Here is a 19,970-nt window from a genome sequence, read left to right as displayed (position 1 = left end):
GCGTGCGGAGCGGTGACGTGGCGCCTCTATTTATAAGAGGCGGGCGTCCCGGTCAGGCGTCGCCGTCGGACTGCCCCGGCTCGCCGAGCGCCTCGATCGGGAGGACGTTTTGGAGCGCGGCGAACGCGTCCTCGGGGCTCTCGAATCGCTCCTGTTCGATCTCCTCGAGGAGCGCGCCGAGGTCGGCGTCGCCGTCGGCGAACAGCACGGTCGTCCCCGCGCACGACTCGACGAGCGCGTCCCGAGGCGCCGGGTACGAGTGGTCTCGGAACTCGTCTTGAACGTGCGAGAGGTGAACTTCGGATGTCATAGGTGAGTATCGTCGTCTGAGGGCTTAAGGGCGCGCCATGATCGAACGCCGACCGGTGAGGTCCGAACCGCCGAAGGAACCGCCGGGGTCCGAACCGCCGAAGGAACCGCCGAGGCGCCAAACTGCCGAAGAAACCGGCAAGACCTGCAAAGAGTTATCACACCGGAGATCCTTGTGGCATGTGAACACATGGACCTGTACGACCGGATCCTCGTTCCGACCGACGGCTCCGCCGAAGGCGAGTGCGCCGTTGCGCACGCGCTCGACCTCGCCGCGGTCCACGATGCGGCCGTACACACGCTGTACGTCGTCGACACGGCGAGATACGCGGGAATGCCGATGGAGGCCTCGTGGGAGGGGATCGGCGAGCTCCTACAGGATGACGCCGACGAGGCGGTCGCGGCGGTCGAGGACCTGGCAGCGGAGACCGACGTCGACGTGGACTCGGCGGTCGTCGAGGGGACGCCCAGCCGCGAGATCATCCGGTACGCCGAGGAGAACGACTGCGACCTCGTCGTGATGGGGACCCACGGCCGCGGCGGGATCGACCGGCTCCTGCTCGGGAGCGTCGCCGAGAAGGTCGTCCGCGGCTGCGCCGTCCCCGTCCTGACGGTCCGGATCGACGGCGACGTTCCGGCAGAGCCGAGCGTCGCGGGAGCCGCGACCGGGCGGACGTAGGCCGCGAGGTCAGTCGTCCGCGTCTCGGAGGTGCTCGCAGTCACCGGCGTGGACTCGTCGCGTTCCCTCGCCGGTGTCGATCACGAGTGCGCCCGGCGACTCGACGTCGACGGCGGTCCCCGAGACGGCCCCGGTCGACGTCTCCACCCGCACCCGCTTCCCGAGCGTGCTCGCCCGGTCGCGCCACGCCGGCAGGATCCGGTCCGTCCGGTCCGGCGTCCCCGCGAGCGCCGCGAAGCGTTCGAGGAGGGTCGCGGCGAACCGACGCCTGTCGACTGGCTCCCCGAGTTCTTCCCGGAGGGACGTCGCGCCCGCCGGAAGCGTCTCGGCGTCGACGTTGGCGTTGACGCCGACGCCCGCGACGAGCCACGAGACCCGGTCGGCCTCCCCCTCCATCTCCGTGAGGACCCCCGCGACCTTGCGGCCGCCGCGACCGCCGCGACCGACCGAGGCGTCGGGGGCGCCCACGAGCACGTCGTTCGGCCACTTGATGTGCGCGTCGACGCCGGCCTCGCGGCAGGCGTCGACCGTCGCGACCGCCGCGGCGAGGGTGAAAAGCGGCGCTCGGGCCGGCGGCACCGTCGGCCGCGTGACGAGCGAGAGCCAGACGCCGCCGCTCGGCGCGACCCACTCCCGGTCCAGCCGCCCCCGCCCGCCGGTCTGCTCGTCGGCGACCACGGCGACGTCCGCCGCGCCCTCGGCCGCCAGTTCGCGGGCGCGGTCGTTCGTCGACGGGAGGCCTTCGTGATACTCCACCGCGTACGGCGCGTCGAGCCCGAACTCGATCCCGGCCGCGCAGTACGCGGGGTCGGCGGGCGCGGCGTAGCCGTCAGACGTCGACTCGACGGCGAACCCCTCCTCGCGGAGCGCCTCGACCGCCTTCCACACCGCCGTCCGCGAGACGTCGAGCTCGGCGGCGAGCGCCGGTCCCGAGACGGGGCCGTCCTCGAGGGCGTCGAGCAGCGCGCGACGCGTGTCCATGCCGACGGGGTCGGGGCGAGCGCCGAAAGCCGTTCCGGGTCGGCGCCGATGCGCCGCGGTCTGGGCGCAGACCTTTGGTCCCAGCGGACGACGCATCGAACACCGAATGAGCGACGAGAGCGCCGAACCAGTCCCGGTGGTCGTCCTCGACGGCGACGAGCGCACCGAGCTGTCGATCGAGCGGGGGCGGAACCTCCGGCGGGCGCTGCTCGCGGCCGACCTGTCGCCGTACGCCGCGGCGACGCGCCGCCTGAATTGTGGCGGGCGCGGGCTGTGTGCCACCTGCGGCGTCCGGATCCGCGAGGGGCCGCCGCCGGACCACTGGCACGACCGGCTCGCGGCCCGCTTCGGCTACCCGCGGCTCTCCTGTCAGGTGACGGTCGACGGGCCGATGACGGTCGAGCTCGTCGACAAGCGGGTGTGGGGGTCGCGCGAGTCGAGAGAGGGCGACTGACCCCGAGTCCGACCGCGCGTTCCCGCGTCGCCGTTCTTCCTCCCGAGACACCTCGTTTCCGGTGAAACGGCGCGGGGAAACGCGCGGCGCCCGACGGTGGCGACGCCGCCCGTGGGCACAAGACACAAGGTCTCAGGGGCGAACGCTCCGGTATGCAACCCTCCAAAGAGCGCGAGTCGTCCGACGGCGATCCGATGGACGACCTCGACGACCTCCTCGACGACGACCTCACCGAGGGCGGGGAGGCCGCCCCGTCGGGCGGCGCCGAGTCGGACGCCGCGACGGGCGAGTCGTCCGGTCACGCGGCCTCCGCGAGCGGCGAGGAGGGCCGCGTCGGAATGGGCGGTCGCTGGTTCTCCGGGAAGGCGTTCGCGCTGTCGCTCGTCGCCGTCGCCGCGGGGGTGTTCGCGGGCGGCGCGATCCCGCTGATCGGCGGTACGATCGGCTCCGCCGGCGGGGTGTTCGTCGCCGCGTTCCTGATCGGGCTGGCCCTCTCCGCTCGGCGGTACGTCGAGGCCGGCGTCGCCGGCGCCGCGGCGGGGGCGCTCGTCGCCGTGACGAACGTGCTCAACGTCGGCTTCCTCCCGATCGGCGTCGACTACCTCCAGCAGTGGGGACTCTCCCTGCTCGCGGTCGGCGGCGGGCTCGGGCTCGTCGTCGCGCTGCTCGGCCACTACTTCGGCCGCGACCTCCGGGCCGGCCTGACGCAGGACGTCGAGGGCTGATCTCTCGGGAGTCTGGAAGTCGGAGAGCCGGACGGTCGGGAAGTCAAAAGCCGGGCGGCCAAGAAGTCAAAAGCCGGGCGGCCAAGAAGTCAAAAGCCGGGCGGCCAAGAAGTCAAAAGCCGGACAGCCGGACGGCCAGAGTTGAACAGTCTCTCACTTCCGCCCGATCTCGGCGGGCCAGTGGTACGCGTCGAACCCGACGTACGCGGCGATCTCGTGCCGTTCGAGCGCGAGGAACCCGGCGAGAATCGCGACGAAGCCGACGATCGCCTCCGCCTCGATCAGGCTGCCGAACAGGACCCAGCTCCCGACCGCGGCGACGACGGGCTCGGCGTACCCGACCAGGTGGAGCTGCGCGGGCCCGACCGCGTCGAGCAGCGCGAAGTAGATCAGGAACGCGAGGACGCCGGACAGCAGCGTGAGGTACGCTAACGATACTATGGCGGTCCGGTTCCACTCGATCGCCGCCGGCGACTCGCCGAACACGGCGGCGCCGACGAACAGGAGCCCGGCGCCGAGCACCATCGCCCACCCCTGGAGGGCGGCGATCGGGAGGTCCGTTCGGAGCGGCCGGAGCAGGACCGCGCCCAGCGAGAAGGCGACCGCGCCGGCGAACGCGAGCGCGACGCCGACGATGGCGGCGCTTCCCACCCCCGCCTCCATCGGGTCGGCGATCACGACGACGCCGAGGATCCCGAGCGCGAAGCCGCCGACCTCGACGGGACCGAGCCGCTCGTTCGGGAGGAGGAGGGCGGCGAACACCGCGGTCAACACCGGCGCGAGGCTCACGACCACGGCGGCGACCGCTCCGGAGATGCGGAGCTCGCCGACGTACAACAGGCCGTGGTAGGCGGCGATCACGAAGGTCCCCGCCACGGCGACGCCGAGCCACTCGTCGCGACCGCGGGGGACCGTTCGACCCGACGCGACCGCGGCGACTCCCAGCACGATCACGCCGGCGATCGCGTACCTGACGCCGGCGAACAGCAGCGGCGGGAAGTGGTGCAGCCCGGCCTCGATGGCGACGAAGGAGGTGCCCCAAAGGACCGCGAGGAGGACGAACGCGGCGACGACCGATTCAGGAGTAGAAAGCAGGTTCCGTAGATTCATTCGATACCAGTTCGAAGTAGATTGAGATAGTTAAACTATTCTCTCGGGATCCGGCGTATTTAGAATGAACAATCACACATACGATTTCGATGCAATACGCTTCCGAAATCGAGGGGCTTCTTGCAGTCGAATCCAACCCTGTCGGTCGGAATATACAACAATCCCTCACGCGAAGGGGACGTATGGACGAGCGCGACGTGCGGCTGTTGAAGGCGATATCGGACCTGGGCACCGGGAGCCCCGAGCGGCTCCACGAGGAGACGCAGATTCCGGTGTCGACGATTCACTACCGGCTGAACAACCTCCGCGAGGCCGGCGTGATCGAGAACGACCTGTACGACCTCGACCACGAGGCGCTCGGGCTCGGCGTCACCGTGATCGTCGAGGTGCTCGCCGACTACGAAGGCCCGTACGAGGAGTTCGCGGACGAACTGCTCTCCGTCGAGGGCGTCACGGAGGCGTTCTTCACGATGGGCGAGACCGACTTCGTCGTCCTCGCGCGGCTCTCCTCGTCGGACATGGTCGAGCGACTCATCAGCGACTTCGAGGCGATCCCGGAGGTCGAGCGCACGAACTCGACGTTCACGATCGCCGCCCTCCGCGACGAGTCGCGCGCGCCGGCGACCTACGAGCTCGACACGCTGATCGCGGAGCTGACGGACTGACCGGGGCTCACTCGGGCGTCAGCGAACTCCCCACCGACCGCTCAACGTACAGCAGCGCAACGAGGCCGAGTATCACGAGCGTGTAGGAGAACGCGGCGAACAGGGCGTCCTGCGTCGTCGGGTACTCCGTGGTTCGGAAGATGATCACCTTCCGGACCATCGCGATGACGCCGGTGTAGATCACCAGCCTCACGATCCGGCGGGTGTCGCTCTGCTCGATGTAGGCGACCACCGTCTCGTACACCTCGACGATGATCAGCAGCAGCAGGCCGGTCTCGATGAAGCCGATGACGGTGTTCGGGTCCGTTATCTCGCCGGTCGGAACCGACTCGACGATCTGTATCGCGAGGTCGACGACGCCGATGCCGAACAGCAGTGCGAAAAGCGCCGCGGCGGCGAGTTCGACGCCGTGGATGAACCGGTTCGTCGCGTCGGAGACTCGGTCCCCGCGCGTCTTCGCGACGGCCGGGTCGGGGGTGCGGTCCGACGCGGACGGGTCGTCGGAGGCATCGGTTGGAGGCGGGTCAGCCATCTGTGTCCCTCGAATCGAATCAGGGACTCTCGATACGTAAAGAACGGGCCTAACCGACGCGAGGCGCGCTACGACCGCTTGCCGATCTCCTCGCGGAGCACGTCGGAGACGACCTCGCCGTCGGCCTTCCCGCGGAGCGCGCCCATGGCCTCGCCCATCAGCCCCGAGAACGCGCCCATCCCCTCCTCGGCGATCTGGTCGGCGTTGCGCTCGACGACCTCGACGACCGCCTCGCGCACCGCGTCCTCGCTCACGCCGGAGAGCCCCGCCTCCTCGATCGCTTCTTCGGCCGTGAGATCGGGGCGCTCCGCGAGCGTCGTCAACACCTCCGGCACGCCCTCCTTCGCGAGGTCGCCGTCCTCGACGAGCGCGAACAGGTCGAGGAAGTGCTCGTCCGTCAGGTTCTCGACCGGGGCCCCGTCGCGTCGGATCTCCGTCGTCGTCGACTCGAGCGTCGAGGCCGCGAAGGTGGGGTCGACGCCGCGGTCGACCGCGGTCTCGAACAGCGGGAAGCGACGCCCGAACGCGACCTGCTCCGCGAGCCCGCGGTCGAGGTCGAACGCCTCGACGTAGCGGTCGGTCTTCTCGTCGAGCAGCTCCGGTCGGTCCACGTCGGACGGGTCGGGCTCGACCGGCGGCACGTCCGTCTCGGGGTACATCCGCGCCGCGCCGGGGAGCGGACGGAGGTACCGGGTGGTGCCGTCCTCGTTGGCGCCGCGCGTCTCCTCGGGGACGCCCTCGATCGCGGCGACGGCGCGGTCGGCGGCGGCCTCGATCGCGAGGTCGGCCGTCTCCGGGTCGGCGGCGACGATGGCGACCGCGTCCTCGGGCCCGGCGCCGACCGCGTCGCGGAGCGCCTCGACCTCCGCCTCGGTCACGCCGTACGCCGGCAGCTCGTCGGTGTGGAAGATCCCGCCCGCGCCGTGACGCTTCGCGTGGTCCGAGAGCTCCGTGCCGAGCCGACGGTCCGGCTGGATCTCGCGCCCGACGAGGCCGTCGAAGCCGAACAGGGGGACGGCGGTCACCTTCCCGCCAGAGTCGAGCGCGCCGCGGATGACCCCCGAGTCGGTGTCGGCGAAGACGTCGGTCGCGTCCGAGACGTCGCCCACGCTCGCGTCGCGCTCGCGGAGCTCGTCGCGGATCGCGAGCAGCTCGGCCTGCCGACCGACCTCGCCGCGGACGATGTCCTCGATCCCCTGCAGGTCCTGCACGCCCTTCACCTCGACGCGGGCGCCCTCGGCGATGGAGACGTTGACGTCTTGGCGGATCGTCCCGAGCCCGCGCTTGACCGCGCCCGTCGAGCGGAGCAGCATCCCGATGCGCTCGGCGGCCTCGCGGGCGCCCTCGGGGCTCCGGATGTCCGGTCCGGTCCCGATCTCGACGAGGGGGACGCCGAGCCGGTCCAGCGAGTAGACGACGCCGTCGTCCGTCTCCTCGACGCGCTTGGCCGACTCCTCCTCTAACATGAGATCGACGATCGACACCGTCCCCTCGCTCGTCTCGATCTCCCCTTCCTGACCGAGCAGGATCGACCGCTGGAAGCCGGAGGTGTTCGAGCCGTCGATGACGAGCTTCCGCATCACGTGCGCCTGGTCGACGACCGAGATGTCGAGCAGGTCGGCGATCTGCAGCGCGACGGAGAGCGCCTCCTCGTCGACGCGGCGGGGCGGTTCGTCGTCCTCCTCGACGAGGCAGGTGGTGTCGTACGCGAGGTAGGTGAACTCGCGGTCGACGCGGCTCTCCTCCATCGCGGCGTCGTCGAGCTCGCCGAGCTCGCTCTTCGTCGGGTGGAGCCGACGGGTGATCTCCCGCTCGGCCTCGTCCGGCTCGCGCTCGGTCGTCGGGGAGTCGCAGAACAGCTTCGTCTCCGTGTCGAGCTGCTGGTGGATCTCCAGCCCGGCGACGAGCCCCAGCTCCTCGTGGTCGTACTCGGGGGTCGCGTCCGTACTCATTACGCCTCACTCCGACGGCGCGCGACTAAAAGGGTGGCAGTTCGCGCGAGCGACGAGAATCGTGACCACTGATACTGTTTATAAATAAGTTAACGGTGGCGCGTGCCTGCGAGGTGGGACCCAAAGGGGCAGCCGGGAGGGCGGCGCAGACGACGTAAGCACCGCAGCGAGCAGCGCGAGCGAGGAGCGCAACGAGTGTGCGCCGCCCTCCCGGCTGGGGCTTTGGAGGTGTCCGCCACCGATCCGCGAGTAGCTATTTATAAGCGAGCGGCTGGGGCTTTGGCGGTACTGACGACTACAGCAGTCCGATCGTACTCGTCACTTCTCGCGTAGCATCGAAAGGTATTGTGCGTGGGTGCTGTCGTAGAGACAACACCGTGCATCGGTGTGGCGGGTGTGCCGCCGAGCGATGCGTGGGACCGGATTTGAACCGGCGGACCTCTACAGGACAGCGCCCTCAACGCTGCGCCGTTGGCCTGGCTTGGCTACCCACGCTCGCGGTGTTCTATCGCGTTTCCACGTACCCTTCCCCCAATTAAAAGCCCTTCCATTCGGCAGTGCCGTGTCGGAGAGTGGCACCGAGCGGCGAGGGCGATCCTGTCGCGCTCCTGCGGGGGTCGAACGCTGGAGTGCGGCGCGACGGAACCGGCACGCGTTTGGGGGTGGCGCCCGTCCATCAGTCCATGTCCGAGTGGGCCCGCGAGAACGTCCCGCTTTTGACCGCCATCTCCTCCGTCGTCGCCCTCGCCGTGGTGTTCGGCGCCGTCGGCGGCGCGATCCCGAGCGCCCTCCTTCCGCGCGCGAGCGACGCCGTGCTCGCCGCGATCCCGCACTTCAACGCCGCCGTCTCGGCGACCGCGATCGTCACCATCCTCCTCGGGTGGCGAGCCATCTCGCGCGGGAACGTGCGCCGGCACCGCGCGCTCATGCTGACGTCGTTCGGCCTCTTTACCGCCTTCCTCGGCGCCTACCTCTACCGGCTGATCCACGTCGGCACGACCGAGTTCCCGGGCCCGGAGACCGTCTACACCTACCTCTACCTCCCCTTCCTCGGGATCCACATCCTGCTCGCGATCTGCTGTCTCCCGTTCGTCTTCTACGCCCTCCTGCTCGCTGCGACCCGTCCGTACGAGGAACTGTACCACACGCGACACGCGCAGGTCGGCCTCGTCGCCGCCGTCCTCTGGCTGATATCCTTCACGATGGGGATCGGCGTCTACGTCATGTTGTACCACGCGTTCTGAGGCGCTTGTCGCCTCCGGAGTCCACGCTCGAACCGACGAAGCTTGAAACCGCCGCCGGCCGTACGGGTCGGCGTGCTGTTCGCGACCCACCTCCTCGTCGCCGCCGGCATCGGGTGGCTCTCGGGCCGGCCGCGAGTCCGGCGGCGGCTCGCGGACGGGTCGAGGGGCTCGGCCGCCGGGGCGCTCTCGACCGGCTGGCTCGTCGCCGGCGCCGCGCTCCCGGACGTCGTCGACAAGCCGCTCGGCGCCCTCGGCGTCGTCGACGTCTACCAGTCGGTCGGCCACTCAGCGCTGCTCGTTCCCCTCGCCGTCGCCGTCGCCGCGAGTCACCGGCGCGGGCTCGCGGTCGCGGTGGGGTGGGGATCGCACCTCGCGCTCGACGCGCTCCACGTGACCGTGAACGGGCGGGCGGGCGACGCGCTGTTCCTCGCGTGGCCGGTCATCGAGCGGCCCGACCCGATCGCGATCCCGCCGGGGGAGTTCGCGCTGTTCTACCTCGGGAGCCCCTCGTTTTTCCTCGAGGTCGCGCTGTGGCTGGCTGCCGTCCTCCTCGCGTTGCGGTCGCGGTTCGCCGTCGACGCGGACCGAGAAAGGGATCGGTGAGACCGGTCCGGCGCCCTACCGCTCGTCGTTCGCCATCCGGTGGGCCGCGTAGAAGAGCGGGACGAGCAGCGCCCCGGCGAACCCGAACCCGAGCGCGAGCGCGCCGATGTCGCCCGCGCTGAGGGTGCGGCCGCCGCCGTCACCGCCGTCACCGCCGTCACCGCCTCCACCGTCACCGCTTCCGCCGTCGCCGCCGTCGCTCCCGCCCGCGTTCGGGTCGACGAGGTCGTCGTCGACGGAGCCGACGGCGACGGCGCCCTTCATCCCGACCGTCTCGTGGGGAACGCAGTAGTAGTTGAACGTGTCGCCGTCGGACGCGTCGTCGAAGGTGTGCTCGAAGGTGGTCCCCTCCTCGCTCACCGTCTCGCCGCTGTCGAACGTCTCGTCTTCTGCGACGACGTTGTGCGCGCCGCCCTCGCCGGTCCACTCCCAGACGACGGTCGTCCCGGGGTCGATGAGGATCGCCGCCGGGCCGAATCTGAGCCCGTTGACCGCGCCGACATCGACGGTGACCTCGTCTTGACCGGTGTAGTCGTGCGTGCCGTCGTAGTTGTCCACGTCGTCGAGCCAGCCCCCGTACTGGGCGGCGGCGGTCCCGGACCCGGCGGCGAGGCCGGTCGCGACGGCGGCGCCAGCGGCGCCGGCCCTGAACAGCCCGCGGCGACTCATCGTCGCGTCGTCGGCGTCGGATGTCATACCCGTACCTCCCGGCGTGGGCGTATTTAAATTCCCGATTCCGGGTTCACGCCGCCAAACCGCGAGTCGGCGTCCGGATCAGTCGTCCGCCGGCGCGGGATCCGGCGTGACGGCGTCGAGGTCGCGGTCGCTCTCCTCACCCTCGACGTCGAACGGGTACTCACCGGTGACGCAACCGAGACAGAGGTCCGCGCGGCTCTCGCCGAGCGCCTCGGCGACGGCGTCGATCGAGAGATACGATAGGGAGTCGGCGCCGACCTCCTCCCGGATCTCATCGGTGGAGGCGTCGGCGGCGATCAGCTCCTCGCGGGTCGCCATGTCGATCCCGAAGTAGCAGGGCGCGATGATCGCCGGCGCGCCGATGCGGAGGTGGACCTCCTCGGCGCCGGCCTCGCGGACGAGCTCGACCAGCTGCGTCGAGGTCGTCCCCCGGACGATGGAGTCGTCGATGATGGTGACGGACTTCCCCTCCACGGTCGACCGGATCGGATTGAGCTTCAGCCGGACCGCGCGCTCGCGCTCGTCCTGCGTCGGCATGATGAACGTCCGGCCGACGTACCGGTTCTTCATCAGCCCCTCGGCGAACTCGATACCGGCGTCGCCGTCCGGGCGCGGCTCCCCGCCGGCGGTCGTCTCGCCGGCCGCGTCGGCGTAGCCGGAGGCGAACGCTCGGCCCGAGTCCGGGACCGGCATCACCACGTCCGACTCGACGCCCGACTCCTCCCAGAGCTTCCGGCCGAGCTTGCGCCGGACCTCGTACACGAGGTTGTCGTCGATGACGGAGTCGGGGCGCGCGAAGTAGACGTGCTCGAAGAAGCAGTGGGCGGTCGACTCGCGCTCGACGAGCTGGTACGTGTCGTACCCCTGCCCGTCGGGGTCGAGGACGACGAGCTCGCCCGGTCGCACGTCCCGGATGAGCTCGCCGTCGAGCGTGTCGATGGCGGCGGACTCGCTCGCGAGGACGTAGCCGCCGTCGATCTTCCCGAGGCACAGCGGGCGGTTCCCGAGCGGGTCGCGCACGCCGAGGACGGTGTCGTCGTGGGTGATCGCCAGCGAGTAGGAGCCGTGGATGCGGTTCATCGTGTGTTTGACGGCGCGCACGAGGTCCTCCTCGAGGAGGTTGCGCGCGAGGTCGTGGGCGATCACCTCGGTGTCGCCGTCCGAGGTGAACGCGTGGCCCGCGGCGGCCAGCTCCTCGCGCACCTCGTCGGCGTTGACGAGGTTGCCGTTGTGCGAGAGCCCGAGCGATCCGGACTTAAACGAGACGGAGAACGGCTGCGCGCAGCTCTTGTCGAGGCTCCCGGCGGTCGGGTACCGGACGTGACCGATGCCGGTCCCGCCCGACAGCGACTCGAGGTCGCCCTTCTCGAACGCGTCGCCGACGAGCCCCCGCTCGACGTGGCTGTGCTGTTGGAACCCGTCGTGCGTGACGATCCCCGCGGACTCCTGCCCGCGGTGTTGGAGCGCGTACAGCGCGTAGTACAGCGGCCGCGCGGCCTCGCGGTCAGCGAGCGAGATGCCGACGACGCCGCACTTCTCTCGCGGCTCGTCAGCGGTGTGGTCCCCACCGGCGTTCATGTACTCGACGGTGGGGCGTGAGGCGATAAAAATCCTCGTGTTCGTGATGCGATCGGTATTCACGCCGGAAAATATATCCACGAACACGGATCGATCGCGGCGGGTCGGCCGGTCGCGGCGTCGCGTTCAGTCTCGGTCGATGTCGCGACTACTCCCGGTCCGTGTCGCGTTCAGTCCCGGTCGATACAGTCGTCCAGCCGCTCGAAGTAGTCCTCGCGCGGCACCTGGTAGGCGGCGCGGTAGTCGACGTCGCCCGCGACGAACCGCTCCGCGACGTCGACGGCCGCGGCCGCGCCGGCGTCGCGGTCGTCGAGGGTCTCCGAGACCGCCTCGACCTCGGGCTCTAAGAAGAGGACGACGTGCCACTCGTCGGTCGCGTACTGGCCGGATCCCGGGCGGGCCTTGCGCGCGCCGTTCGTGAGGTAGATGGTCGGCAGGCACTCGGCCGGGAGGTCGTCGCCGTCGAACACGTCGGGACGGTAGACGAGGATGGCCCGGCCGCTCGGCTCCTCGTTCCACACCCGCCAGCCGTCCGGCAGCGCCTCGAAGCTCATGGACGGAGTGAGGCGCGGAGGCTTGAAAGGGTCGCGCTCCGGGGCGGGCGCGGCGACGGTCCGGCTTGCCCCGTCGACAGCTCAGTCGGCGATGTCGGATCCGCCCGCCGGAATGAACTCCTGGAGCTGGTCCGCGCTCGCCACCTTCCGGACGAACGACTGGTCCGCGAACCGCTCTTTCAGCGTCCGGTAGGCCATCATCGCCGCGTCGTTCTGCGCGTACATCCCCGGCTCGAAGGTGACGCTCGTCGCCGCGCGGTCGACGATCGCCGACGGCGGGCCGCCGATCGCCTGCGTCACCGGCTCGCACTGGACGCCGACGGCGATCCGGCAGGGGACGTCTTCGAAGTAGGTGCGGTCGCCGCGGATCACGAAGCTCCCCTTCTCGATGTACTCGCCGCTCTCGGGGGTCTTCGAGACCTGATCGGGCTCGACCATGTACGCGTCGCCCGCGCCGCGGCCGTCCTTCCAGTCCGAGGAGTACGAGACCGCGAACTGCGCGGCCTCCCGCAGCGTCTCCTCGGCGAAGTCGACCGGGTCCGCCGACTCGGAGGGGCCCGCGGCTTTTAAAAGCGTCACCGGCCCCCCGTGCGCCTGCGTGTGGAAGAACCGGTCGTGTTTCCCCATGTACTTCTTGACGAGCTCCTCGTTCTGGTCGGCGTTGCGTCCGCCGATGACGAGGTACCCCGAGGAGGTGTGGAACCACCGGAACCGGTGGTACCAGTCGTCGGGGCTCCGGATCGGGATCGACGAGCGCGAGAGCCAGTCGGTCTCGTACGCCTCGTCGTCTCCGTCGTCCCCATCGCCGGCACCGTCGCCTCCGCCGCTCCCGTCGTCGGCGGCCTGCTCGGCCTCCCACTCCTCTTTCCGCTCCTTGACCGCCTCCAGCTCCCGGCGGGTCGACTCGATCGCCTCCATCGCGCCCTCCTTCTTCCCCTCGATGCGCTTCGCCTCTTGGTAGAGCCGGTCGGCGTTGACCTCGACGCCGGCGCTCGCGTCGAGCTCGACGCGGACCGTGTCGCCGTCATCGTCGTCCCCGTCGCCCTCACTGCTCTCGGCGTCGAGTTCGACCGTCACGGTCCCCTCGCCGCCGTCGACGTCGACCACGGCCTCCGCGGCCGGGATGCCGCGCTCGGCGCCGGCGTCGAGGGTCTCGGCGATCTCCTCCCAGGGGACTTCCGCCTCGCGAGCGTCTTGAACCGTCGAGAGCACCTCGTCGACGAGGTCGTAGTTGGCGTACAGCAGCTCAGCGCGTTCGCGCTCGGCTTCCGCCTGCTCCTCGAACCCCTCGATCGCTCCCTTCTGCTGTTCGATGATCCGCTCCTGTTTGGCGATTTCCTCCTCGAAGTCCGGCCGAGATGCGCTGGCGTCCGCCGGGGCCTCGCCCGCGTCGGTTGCCTCGCTTTCGAGGCGATAGAAGTAGTCGTCGACGGCGGCGTTAAACGAGTCGAAGCCGACGCTCGGGAGCCCCTCGTGCTCGGAGAGCGGGAAGGGCGTGACGTCGACGACGCGGGGGTCGCGGTCGGCGTCGTCGCCGTCCCCCTCATCACCCTCGCCATCGAGCGGCTCCTCGTAGACGCGCGGGTCGATGTCGCCGGAGCGGAGCCGCTCGCCGATCCGCTCGAGCGCCTCGTGGAGCGCGCTGAGCTGGTCGTCGGTCGCCTCGTCGATGGGCGTCTCCTTCTCCACGCCGGCGCGCGTGCACACCTCCTCGGCGTAGAGCCCGCCGAGGTTGAGCTGCGTGGCGAGGGTCCGCACCACGTCGCTGTCGGACTCGCGCATGTGCCGTTTAAACCCGCCGAGGCTCACGTCGAGAGGGTTGAGCCGCGAGGCGGGGTACTCGTACTGCGAGCCGGGCGCGACCGTCCGGGACTTGAGCCGGACCGTCGACAGCGACCCGACGACCTCGCCGGTCTCGTCGAGGGCGGCGACGTTGCCCTGCCCGAACAGCTCGGCGACGAGCGTCGTGTTCTGGTCCTCGCGCTCGAACTCGAAGGTGAGGATCCGGTCGAACTCGTACTGCTCGACGCCCGCGAAGTCGGCCCCGGACATCCGATTTCGGAGCATCTTCGCGAAGTTCGGCGGCCGGCCCGGGGCGTCGGCGACGTGCTCCGCGTCGGCGACGTGGGCCCGCTTCACGTCGCCCACCTCGATCATGAGCTCGACGCGGCCGCGGTCGAAGTCGCGGAGCTTCAGCCGGAGCAGGTCGTCGTCGTAGAGGTACGCCTTGTCGACCTTCGCGCCCTCGTACCGATTGAGCTCGGTGACGAGGGCCGCGAGGTCGATGCTCGACAGCTCCCGCTTCTGGTCCATACCGTCTCAACAGGCGGCCCGGAAAAAGGGATGTCGTTGTGGGTACGCTGGAGCGAGTGGTCGCGCTCGGACCGCCTACAACCGCTTCGACACGTACGGCCCGTCCTGGTGGTAGCCGAGCTTGTTCCGGTAGTACTCCCGGGCGCCGATGCCGGAGATGACGGCCATCTTGCGGTAGCCGGCGTCGCGGGCGAGCTCCTCCGCGCGCTCGAGGAGCTTCGTGCCGTACCCCTGATGCTGCCAGTCGCCGTCGCCGCCGATGGCGACCTCGCTGCCGTACACGTGCAGTTCGCGGATCAGCGCCGCGTCCTCGAGCTCGCGGCGGATCGCGTCGTCCTCGGTGCCGGGCGCGCCGGGCTGCTCCGGGGCGAACGAGGGGAACCGCAGGCGACAGAACCCGACGAGGAGGTCGCGGACGGGGTCCTCGAACGAGATGAAGTGCTCCGTCCCGCCGCCGGCCTCGTAGGTGGTGACGTCGAGCTCTACGTCGTCGGGGTCCGGGTCGGCGTCGTTGTGGCCTACCTCACGGGCGCGGATGTCGCGCTGGACGATCCCCTTCTCCTCGGCCCGTTGATCGGCGAGCTGTCGGAGGTTCGACTTCCAGACGCCGCCCTCGATGAAGTCGGCGGGGATGTCGCGCTGGACGCGCTGGAGCCGCGTATACTTCGGGATGTGGTCCATCGCCTCGGCGACGACGTCGGCCGCCTCCTCGTTCGAGAGCGGCTCGAACTCCTCGCGGCGCCACCGGTCGTAGACGCGGGTCCCCTCGACGACGAGCGTCGGATAGATCTTCAGGTAGTCCGGGCGCCAGTCGGGGTTCTCGAAGATCTGCCGGAAGTCCTCGACGCACATCTCCCGGGTCATCCCCGGCTGCCCCGGCATCATGTGGAACCCCACCTTGAACGCCGCGTCGCGCAGGCGGCGGTTGGCGCTGCGGGAGGCCTCGTTGCCGTGCCCCCGGTGCATCTCGCGGTTGATCCGCTCGTAGGTGGTCTGAACGCCGACCTCGACCTTCGTGCCGCCGAGATCGAGCATGCGGTCGATCTGCTCGGGGTCGCACCAGTCGGGCTTCGTCTCGAACGTCGTCCCGATATTGCGGATCGCGTTCGTCTCGTTCTCCGCGATCACGTCCTCGAGGTACTCGAACTCGGTCTCCTCGGGGGCGGGCGCGAACGACTCCTCCTCGGCGGGCTCCGGTTCCTTGTCCAGATCGTAGTCGTTCATCGCCTGTAGCGCGCGCTTGACGAACCACTCCTGGTAGTCGTGCGAGCGCGCGGTCATCGTCCCGCCCATCAGGATGAGCTCCACCTTGTCGACCGGGTGACCGATCTTCCGGAGCTGTTCGAGCCGGAGCGTGACCTGCCCGTACGGGTCGTAGTCGTTCTGCTCGCCGCGGGCCGCGGCGGGCTCGTGACCCGTGTACGACTGCGCCGAGGAGAACTCCGAGGCCGGGCCGCCGGGGCAGTAGAGGCACTTCCCGTGCGGGCAGAGCTTCGGCGAGGTCATGATCGCGACCGGCGAGACGCCGGACGCGGTCCGGACCGGCTTCCGACGGACGACCTCGATCACGTCGTCGCGGGCCTCCGGCGGCGCGTGGTCCAAAATCTCGGTGTTCTTCGGCACCTTCGGCGAGGAGAACTTCGAACACGCGTCGAGCTTGGCCGACTCGAGGTCGTCGCGGTCGATCTCGCCCGCGAGGATCCGGTCGACGAGGTGCTCGCAGGTACGGACGAACGCCTCGGGCTCGTCGCCGCCGGGCTCGTTCCCGGCGTCTCCCCCCTCGCCCTCGGCGTTCGCGTCACTCGCCGCGTCGGTACTCATTACGCTCCGATCGACGGGTTTCGGAGTTAAGCGTGTCGCACCGCGGGAACCGGCCGGTTTTAGGTCGGCGCTCGCGTAGCAGCGGCCGTGTTACGGAAGGACCTCCTGCGCGTCTCCCGGGCGGGCGGCGGCTACCGCCCGCTGTTCGCGGGCCGCGAACACCGCCCGCTCGCGGCGCGGGTGCTCGGGACGTTCGAGTCCCACGTCGGCGAGCGCCGCGGCGACCTCGATGACGCGCTGGCGGCGCTGGAGGCCGACGCCGCCGAGTCCGGCGGCGACTTCAAGCTCGTCCGAGGGTTCGCGGCGCTCGTCGAGCGCGAGTGCGAGTTCGAGACGCGGGCCCCGGTCCCGCCGCGTCGCGTCCGGCGGGCCGCGTTCGAGGCCGCGGAGGCGGTGGGCGTCGCGAGCGAGACGGACCGCGAGACCGCGGTCGAGCGCGCCGCCGACGCCCTCGGGATCGACCCGGCCGACGTGGAGGCGTCGCTCTACGCCGACCGTGACGTCAACGAGGTCCTCGTCGACGCCGACGTGCGGTGGGACCCGGACGCGCTCTTAGAGCAGTACGACCTCTCCTTAGCGCAGACCGCCCTGTTCGACGCGACCGAGGTCCGGATCCGGTCGAACGACCCGAAGCGGCTCGTCTCGGCGGTCAAGCGCCTCCGACTGATGTACGAGCTGGAGAAGACCCCCGGGGGGCGCGAGCTGGTCGTCACCGGCCCCGACACGCTCTTCTCGCGCACCCGGCGCTACGGGACCGCGTTCGCCAGACTGCTCCGCACCGTCGCGGAGTCGGCCGAGTGGGAGCTGACGGCGACGATCGACGACCGCGGCCGCGAGCGCACGATGCGCCTCTCCGACGGCGACGTGACGGTCCCAGGCGTCGAACCGGTCGCGGAGCCCGACTTCGATAGCGGGGTCGAGGCCGACTTCGCCGGGCGGTTCCGCGGGCTCGACCTCGACTGGACCCTCGTGCGGGAGCCCGAACCCCTCGAGACTGGGACACGCGTGATGATCCCCGACTTCGCGTTCGACTACGAGCACGCCGACTTCCGACTGTTCTTCGAGGTGATGGGCTTCTGGACCCCGGAGTACGTCGCAAAGAAGCTCGGCCAGCTCGCGGACGTGGAGGACGTCGACCTGCTGGTCGCGGTCGACGAGAGTCTCGGCGTCGGCGAGGAGATCGCCGCCCGCGACCACCGCGTGGTCACCTACTCGGGGACCGTCCGCGTGAAGGCGATCGTCGACGTGCTCCGCGAGTACGAGGCCGAGTTCGTCGCGGACGCGGCCGCGGGCCTTCCCGAGTCGCTCTCGCCGGACGCGGACGCCGTCTCGTTGGAGGACCTCGCCGACGAGCGCGGCGTGAGCGTCGAGGCGATCGAGGACAAGGCGTTTCCCGACCACGAGCTGGTCGGTCGGACGCTCGTGCGGCCCGCGGTGTTGGAGGCGGCGAGCGAGGAACTGGAGGTCGGCATGACCCTATCGGCCGCCGAGTCGGTCCTCGACGACTACGGGATCGACGACGCGAGCGCCGCGCTCTCGCGGCTCGGGTTCCGGGTCGAGTGGGAGGGGCTCGGCGGCGGGACGGTGCGCGAAAAAGAGGAGTAGGCGCGACCGGGGTAGTTAGTGCGGGCCGCCCGAAGCGGTGCAGTACTTAACTTCGAATGAGCCGGCGACGACTATTTATAAATGAACGAGGCGGTTGGCGCGTGCCTGCGAGCGGGCCTCTGGCCCGCGAGTAGCACGCGCGAGGTCGCCGGCGCACAGCGCCGGCTGCCAGAGGGACCGAAGGTCCCTCGCTGGAGTCGGCCGGCCGAAGCGAAGCGGAGGCCGGCCGACGAGGCTGGGGAGGTGTGAGGCTGCGGTCGCGGTTCGGGTGGGACTCAAAGGGGCAGCCGTGAGGGCGACGCCTGACGACGCAAGCACCGCAGACCGCGAACGGAGTGAGCGGTCGAGGAGCGTGGTTCGAGAGAGCGAAGCTCTCTCGTCATCACGAAAGGCGCTCCGCGCCTTTCGAACGACAGCGAGTCACGCGAGTCCTCACGGCTGGGGCTTTGGAGGCCTTCACTGCGGAGTCGCCGTATCGCCGACCGATTAGGGCTTTGGCGGAATCTGCGGTCGATCTGCTATCGTTCATTTATAAGCGAGGGGCTGGGGCTTCGGAGACGTTCACCACCGATCCAGCATCAACCACTTATAAACGGGCGGACGGTTCGCCGACGCGCTCCCGCTACTCCACGACCGGCAGGTCCGCCCGGCTCCCCTTCGGCACCACGGAGCGCAGCTCGTCGTAGAGGTACAGCCCGACGCCGATCGGCTCCTGCTCGCCGGCTATCTCGTGAGTCGCGATCAGGTAGCCCCAGTCGCCCTCCCACTCGGGGAGCTCCTGGTCCTCGCCGGCCATGAACGTCACAGCCTGCTCGGGATCGAGCTCGATCACGTTCTTCGAGGCGTGGCGGCCGAACCGGGTCGCCGCCCGGCTCGTCGGCTTCCAGTGCTCCTGTCGCGTCCGGAGGAGGGTCATGCCGATCGCCTCCACCTCGCTGGGGTCGGTCGCCTCGCCGTTGAAGACCCAGACCTTCCCCGCGCCCTTCTCCCAGAAGCTGTATCCATCGAGGACGCTCCGGTCGATCCCGAACCGCTCCGCGAACCAGTCGAGCACCTCCCGCCGGCTCGCTCGCCCGTCGACCGCTCGGTCGTCTGGAGTCTCCGGAAGGCGGTCGAACCGCTGGCCGTCGTTGGTGGGAGCGTCGTCGGACGCCGCGCCGTCGCTCATGCGGCCACCTCGCCGTCGCTCGCGCTCTCGTCACCATCGCCGCCCACGCGCAGTTTCGCGCAAAAGAACCCGCCCGTGTCGTTGTGATGCGGGTAGACGCGATGCGCGCGCGTCACCGACTCGTCGTACGTCTCGTCTTCCCACTCCGTGACCCCCGAAACCGTGTCGAGCGGGAGGTCGAACTCGACGACTTCGCAGTCCTCGTTCGCGATGACGTGGTCGAGCACCGCCTCGTTCTCCTCCGGCGCAAACGTGCAGGTGGAGTAGACGACGGTGCCGCCGGGCCGGGTCGCCTGCACGGCGCGGGCCAAGATCCCCTTTTGGATCCCGGCGACTGCGTGGACGTGGTCGAGGGTCCACTGGTCGACGACGTCTGGGTTCTTCCGGCAGGTGCCCTCACAGGAGCAGGGGGCGTCGACGAGGGCCCGGTCGAACTCGTCGAACGCGAGCGGCTTCGTCGAGAAGTTGCGCGCGTCCTGGTTCGTGACGATCGCGTTCGTGATCCCGAGCCGCTCGGCGTTGTGCCGGAGCGCGGAGAGCCGCCCGAGGTTGTTGTCGTTGGCGACGACGGTGCCCTCGTCGGCCATCGCGTCGGCGATCTGCGTCGTCTTGCTGCCGGGGGCCGCGCAGGCGTCCCAGACGCGCTCCCCCGGCTGCGGGTCCAAGGCGACCCCCGGGAGCACCGACACCTCCTCCTGCCCGTGGGTCCAGCCGTGGACGTACGGCCAGTTGCCGCCGGGGTTCCCGTCGGGCAGTCGGAAGAGGCCGTCGTGCCAGTCGACGGGCTCGTAAACCACACCTTCCTCGTCGAAGGCCTCGCGGACGCGGGCGGGCGAGGCCGCCATCTCGTTGACGCGGACGACCGACGGCAGCGGCCGGTCGCAGGCCGCGCGGAACGCCGCCGCGTCGTCGACGAGCGGCTCGTACCGCGCTAACGGATTCATGGCCTCCCTTTCGCGCCGGCCCGTTAGTCGGTTTCGG

General features: G+C 70.1%; 19 protein-coding genes and 1 tRNA gene. 7 read left to right on the top strand and 13 right to left on the bottom strand.

The features are described 5' to 3' along the window. Positions 1-52 precede the first annotated feature (52 nt). Complete coding sequence (locus tag Hrr1229_RS14420) at positions 53-310, bottom strand: hypothetical protein (protein WP_123112256.1); 258 nt, start codon at positions 308-310, stop codon at positions 53-55. Positions 311-499: 189 nt separating this feature from the next. On the opposite strand from Hrr1229_RS14420, the gene Hrr1229_RS14415 reads away from it, so the two are divergent. Further along, positions 500-988 (top strand): universal stress protein, encoded by a 489-nt coding sequence (locus Hrr1229_RS14415; RefSeq protein ID WP_123112257.1) that lies wholly within the window; start codon positions 500-502, stop codon positions 986-988. 9 nt (positions 989-997) lie between these two features. On the opposite strand, the gene Hrr1229_RS14410 is transcribed toward Hrr1229_RS14415, so the two are convergent. Continuing rightward, on the bottom strand, positions 998-1,969 hold the full coding sequence (locus Hrr1229_RS14410) for a biotin--[acetyl-CoA-carboxylase] ligase (RefSeq protein WP_123112258.1): 972 nt from the start codon (positions 1,967-1,969) through the stop codon (positions 998-1,000). 106 nt (positions 1,970-2,075) lie between these two features. Between Hrr1229_RS14410 and Hrr1229_RS14405 the strand changes: the two genes are divergently transcribed. Both Hrr1229_RS14405 and Hrr1229_RS14400 read left to right on the top strand, forming a co-directional pair. Further along, entirely contained in the window at positions 2,076-2,423 is a 348-nt protein-coding gene (locus Hrr1229_RS14405; protein ID WP_123112259.1) for a 2Fe-2S iron-sulfur cluster-binding protein, read from the top strand. Positions 2,424-2,575: 152 nt separating this feature from the next. Further along, on the top strand, positions 2,576-3,148 hold the full coding sequence (locus tag Hrr1229_RS14400) for a hypothetical protein (protein WP_123112260.1): 573 nt from the start codon (positions 2,576-2,578) through the stop codon (positions 3,146-3,148). 153 nt (positions 3,149-3,301) lie between these two features. On the opposite strand, the gene Hrr1229_RS14395 is transcribed toward Hrr1229_RS14400, so the two are convergent. After that, positions 3,302-4,258: a DMT family transporter gene (locus Hrr1229_RS14395; RefSeq protein ID WP_123112261.1), complete on the bottom strand. Its 957-nt coding sequence runs from the start codon at positions 4,256-4,258 to the stop codon at positions 3,302-3,304. 182 nt (positions 4,259-4,440) lie between these two features. Between Hrr1229_RS14395 and Hrr1229_RS14390 the strand changes: the two genes are divergently transcribed. Beyond that, on the top strand, positions 4,441-4,923 hold the full coding sequence (locus tag Hrr1229_RS14390; RefSeq protein WP_123112262.1) for an Lrp/AsnC family transcriptional regulator: 483 nt from the start codon (positions 4,441-4,443) through the stop codon (positions 4,921-4,923). A gap of 7 nt (positions 4,924-4,930) precedes the next feature. On the opposite strand, the gene Hrr1229_RS14385 is transcribed toward Hrr1229_RS14390, so the two are convergent. The 3 genes from Hrr1229_RS14385 to Hrr1229_RS14375 all read right to left on the bottom strand — a co-directional run bounded on the left by Hrr1229_RS14385 (position 4,931) and on the right by Hrr1229_RS14375 (position 7,902). After that, complete coding sequence (locus Hrr1229_RS14385; RefSeq protein WP_123112263.1) at positions 4,931-5,455, bottom strand: phosphate-starvation-inducible PsiE family protein; 525 nt, start codon at positions 5,453-5,455, stop codon at positions 4,931-4,933. Between the two features lie 68 nt (positions 5,456-5,523). After that, positions 5,524-7,407 carry a Glu-tRNA(Gln) amidotransferase subunit GatE gene (gene gatE / locus Hrr1229_RS14380; RefSeq protein ID WP_123112264.1) on the bottom strand — a complete coding sequence of 628 codons (1,884 nt, stop codon included), beginning with the start codon at positions 7,405-7,407 and terminating at the stop codon, positions 5,524-5,526. A 410-nt stretch (positions 7,408-7,817) separates the two neighbouring features. Next, positions 7,818-7,902, bottom strand: a tRNA-Leu gene (locus tag Hrr1229_RS14375). 188 nt (positions 7,903-8,090) lie between these two features. On the opposite strand from Hrr1229_RS14375, the gene Hrr1229_RS14370 reads away from it, so the two are divergent. Together Hrr1229_RS14370 and Hrr1229_RS14365 are read left to right on the top strand one after the other, a co-directional pair. Then, entirely contained in the window at positions 8,091-8,651 is a 561-nt protein-coding gene (locus Hrr1229_RS14370; RefSeq protein ID WP_123112265.1) for a DUF420 domain-containing protein, read from the top strand. Positions 8,652-8,723: 72 nt separating this feature from the next. Then, positions 8,724-9,254 (top strand): metal-dependent hydrolase, encoded by a 531-nt coding sequence (locus Hrr1229_RS14365; RefSeq protein ID WP_123112266.1) that lies wholly within the window; start codon positions 8,724-8,726, stop codon positions 9,252-9,254. A 15-nt stretch (positions 9,255-9,269) separates the two neighbouring features. Here Hrr1229_RS14365 and Hrr1229_RS14360 read toward each other — a convergent pair whose 3' ends face one another. The 5 genes from Hrr1229_RS14360 to Hrr1229_RS14340 form a co-directional block, all read right to left on the bottom strand. Further along, positions 9,270-9,950, bottom strand: coding sequence for a halocyanin domain-containing protein (locus Hrr1229_RS14360; protein ID WP_123112267.1), 681 nt, complete (start codon positions 9,948-9,950; stop codon positions 9,270-9,272). A 78-nt stretch (positions 9,951-10,028) separates the two neighbouring features. Then, a complete protein-coding gene (purF, locus tag Hrr1229_RS14355; protein WP_123112268.1) occupies positions 10,029-11,528 on the bottom strand; it encodes an amidophosphoribosyltransferase in 1,500 nt (499 codons plus the stop codon). Positions 11,529-11,698: 170 nt separating this feature from the next. Next, entirely contained in the window at positions 11,699-12,082 is a 384-nt protein-coding gene (locus Hrr1229_RS14350) for a DUF5820 family protein (RefSeq protein ID WP_123112269.1), read from the bottom strand. Positions 12,083-12,163: 81 nt separating this feature from the next. Beyond that, the gene (gene rqcH / locus Hrr1229_RS14345) at positions 12,164-14,395 is read right to left on the bottom strand and encodes a ribosome rescue protein RqcH (protein WP_123112270.1); all 2,232 of its coding nucleotides are present in this window, start codon (positions 14,393-14,395) and stop codon (positions 12,164-12,166) included. A 75-nt stretch (positions 14,396-14,470) separates the two neighbouring features. Then, positions 14,471-16,216, bottom strand: coding sequence for a tRNA uridine(34) 5-carboxymethylaminomethyl modification radical SAM/GNAT enzyme Elp3 (locus Hrr1229_RS14340; RefSeq protein ID WP_123112271.1), 1,746 nt, complete (start codon positions 16,214-16,216; stop codon positions 14,471-14,473). 87 nt (positions 16,217-16,303) lie between these two features. On the opposite strand from Hrr1229_RS14340, the gene Hrr1229_RS14335 reads away from it, so the two are divergent. Further along, positions 16,304-17,821 carry a DUF790 family protein gene (locus tag Hrr1229_RS14335; protein ID WP_123112272.1) on the top strand — a complete coding sequence of 506 codons (1,518 nt, stop codon included), beginning with the start codon at positions 16,304-16,306 and terminating at the stop codon, positions 17,819-17,821. 622 nt (positions 17,822-18,443) lie between these two features. On the opposite strand, the gene Hrr1229_RS14330 is transcribed toward Hrr1229_RS14335, so the two are convergent. After that, positions 18,444-18,989 (bottom strand): hypothetical protein, encoded by a 546-nt coding sequence (locus tag Hrr1229_RS14330; protein ID WP_123112274.1) that lies wholly within the window; start codon positions 18,987-18,989, stop codon positions 18,444-18,446. Then, the gene (locus Hrr1229_RS14325; protein ID WP_123112275.1) at positions 18,986-19,933 is read right to left on the bottom strand and encodes an RsmB/NOP family class I SAM-dependent RNA methyltransferase; all 948 of its coding nucleotides are present in this window, start codon (positions 19,931-19,933) and stop codon (positions 18,986-18,988) included. Before Hrr1229_RS14325 ends, Hrr1229_RS14330 begins: the two co-directional genes overlap by 4 nt. Positions 19,934-19,970: the final 37 nt, after the last annotated feature.

The organism is Halorubrum sp. CBA1229 (assembly GCF_003721435.2).
In the GTDB taxonomy this organism is placed as follows: domain Archaea; phylum Halobacteriota; class Halobacteria; order Halobacteriales; family Haloferacaceae; genus Halorubrum.
This window is presented reverse-complemented; position numbering and strand designations above follow the sequence as displayed.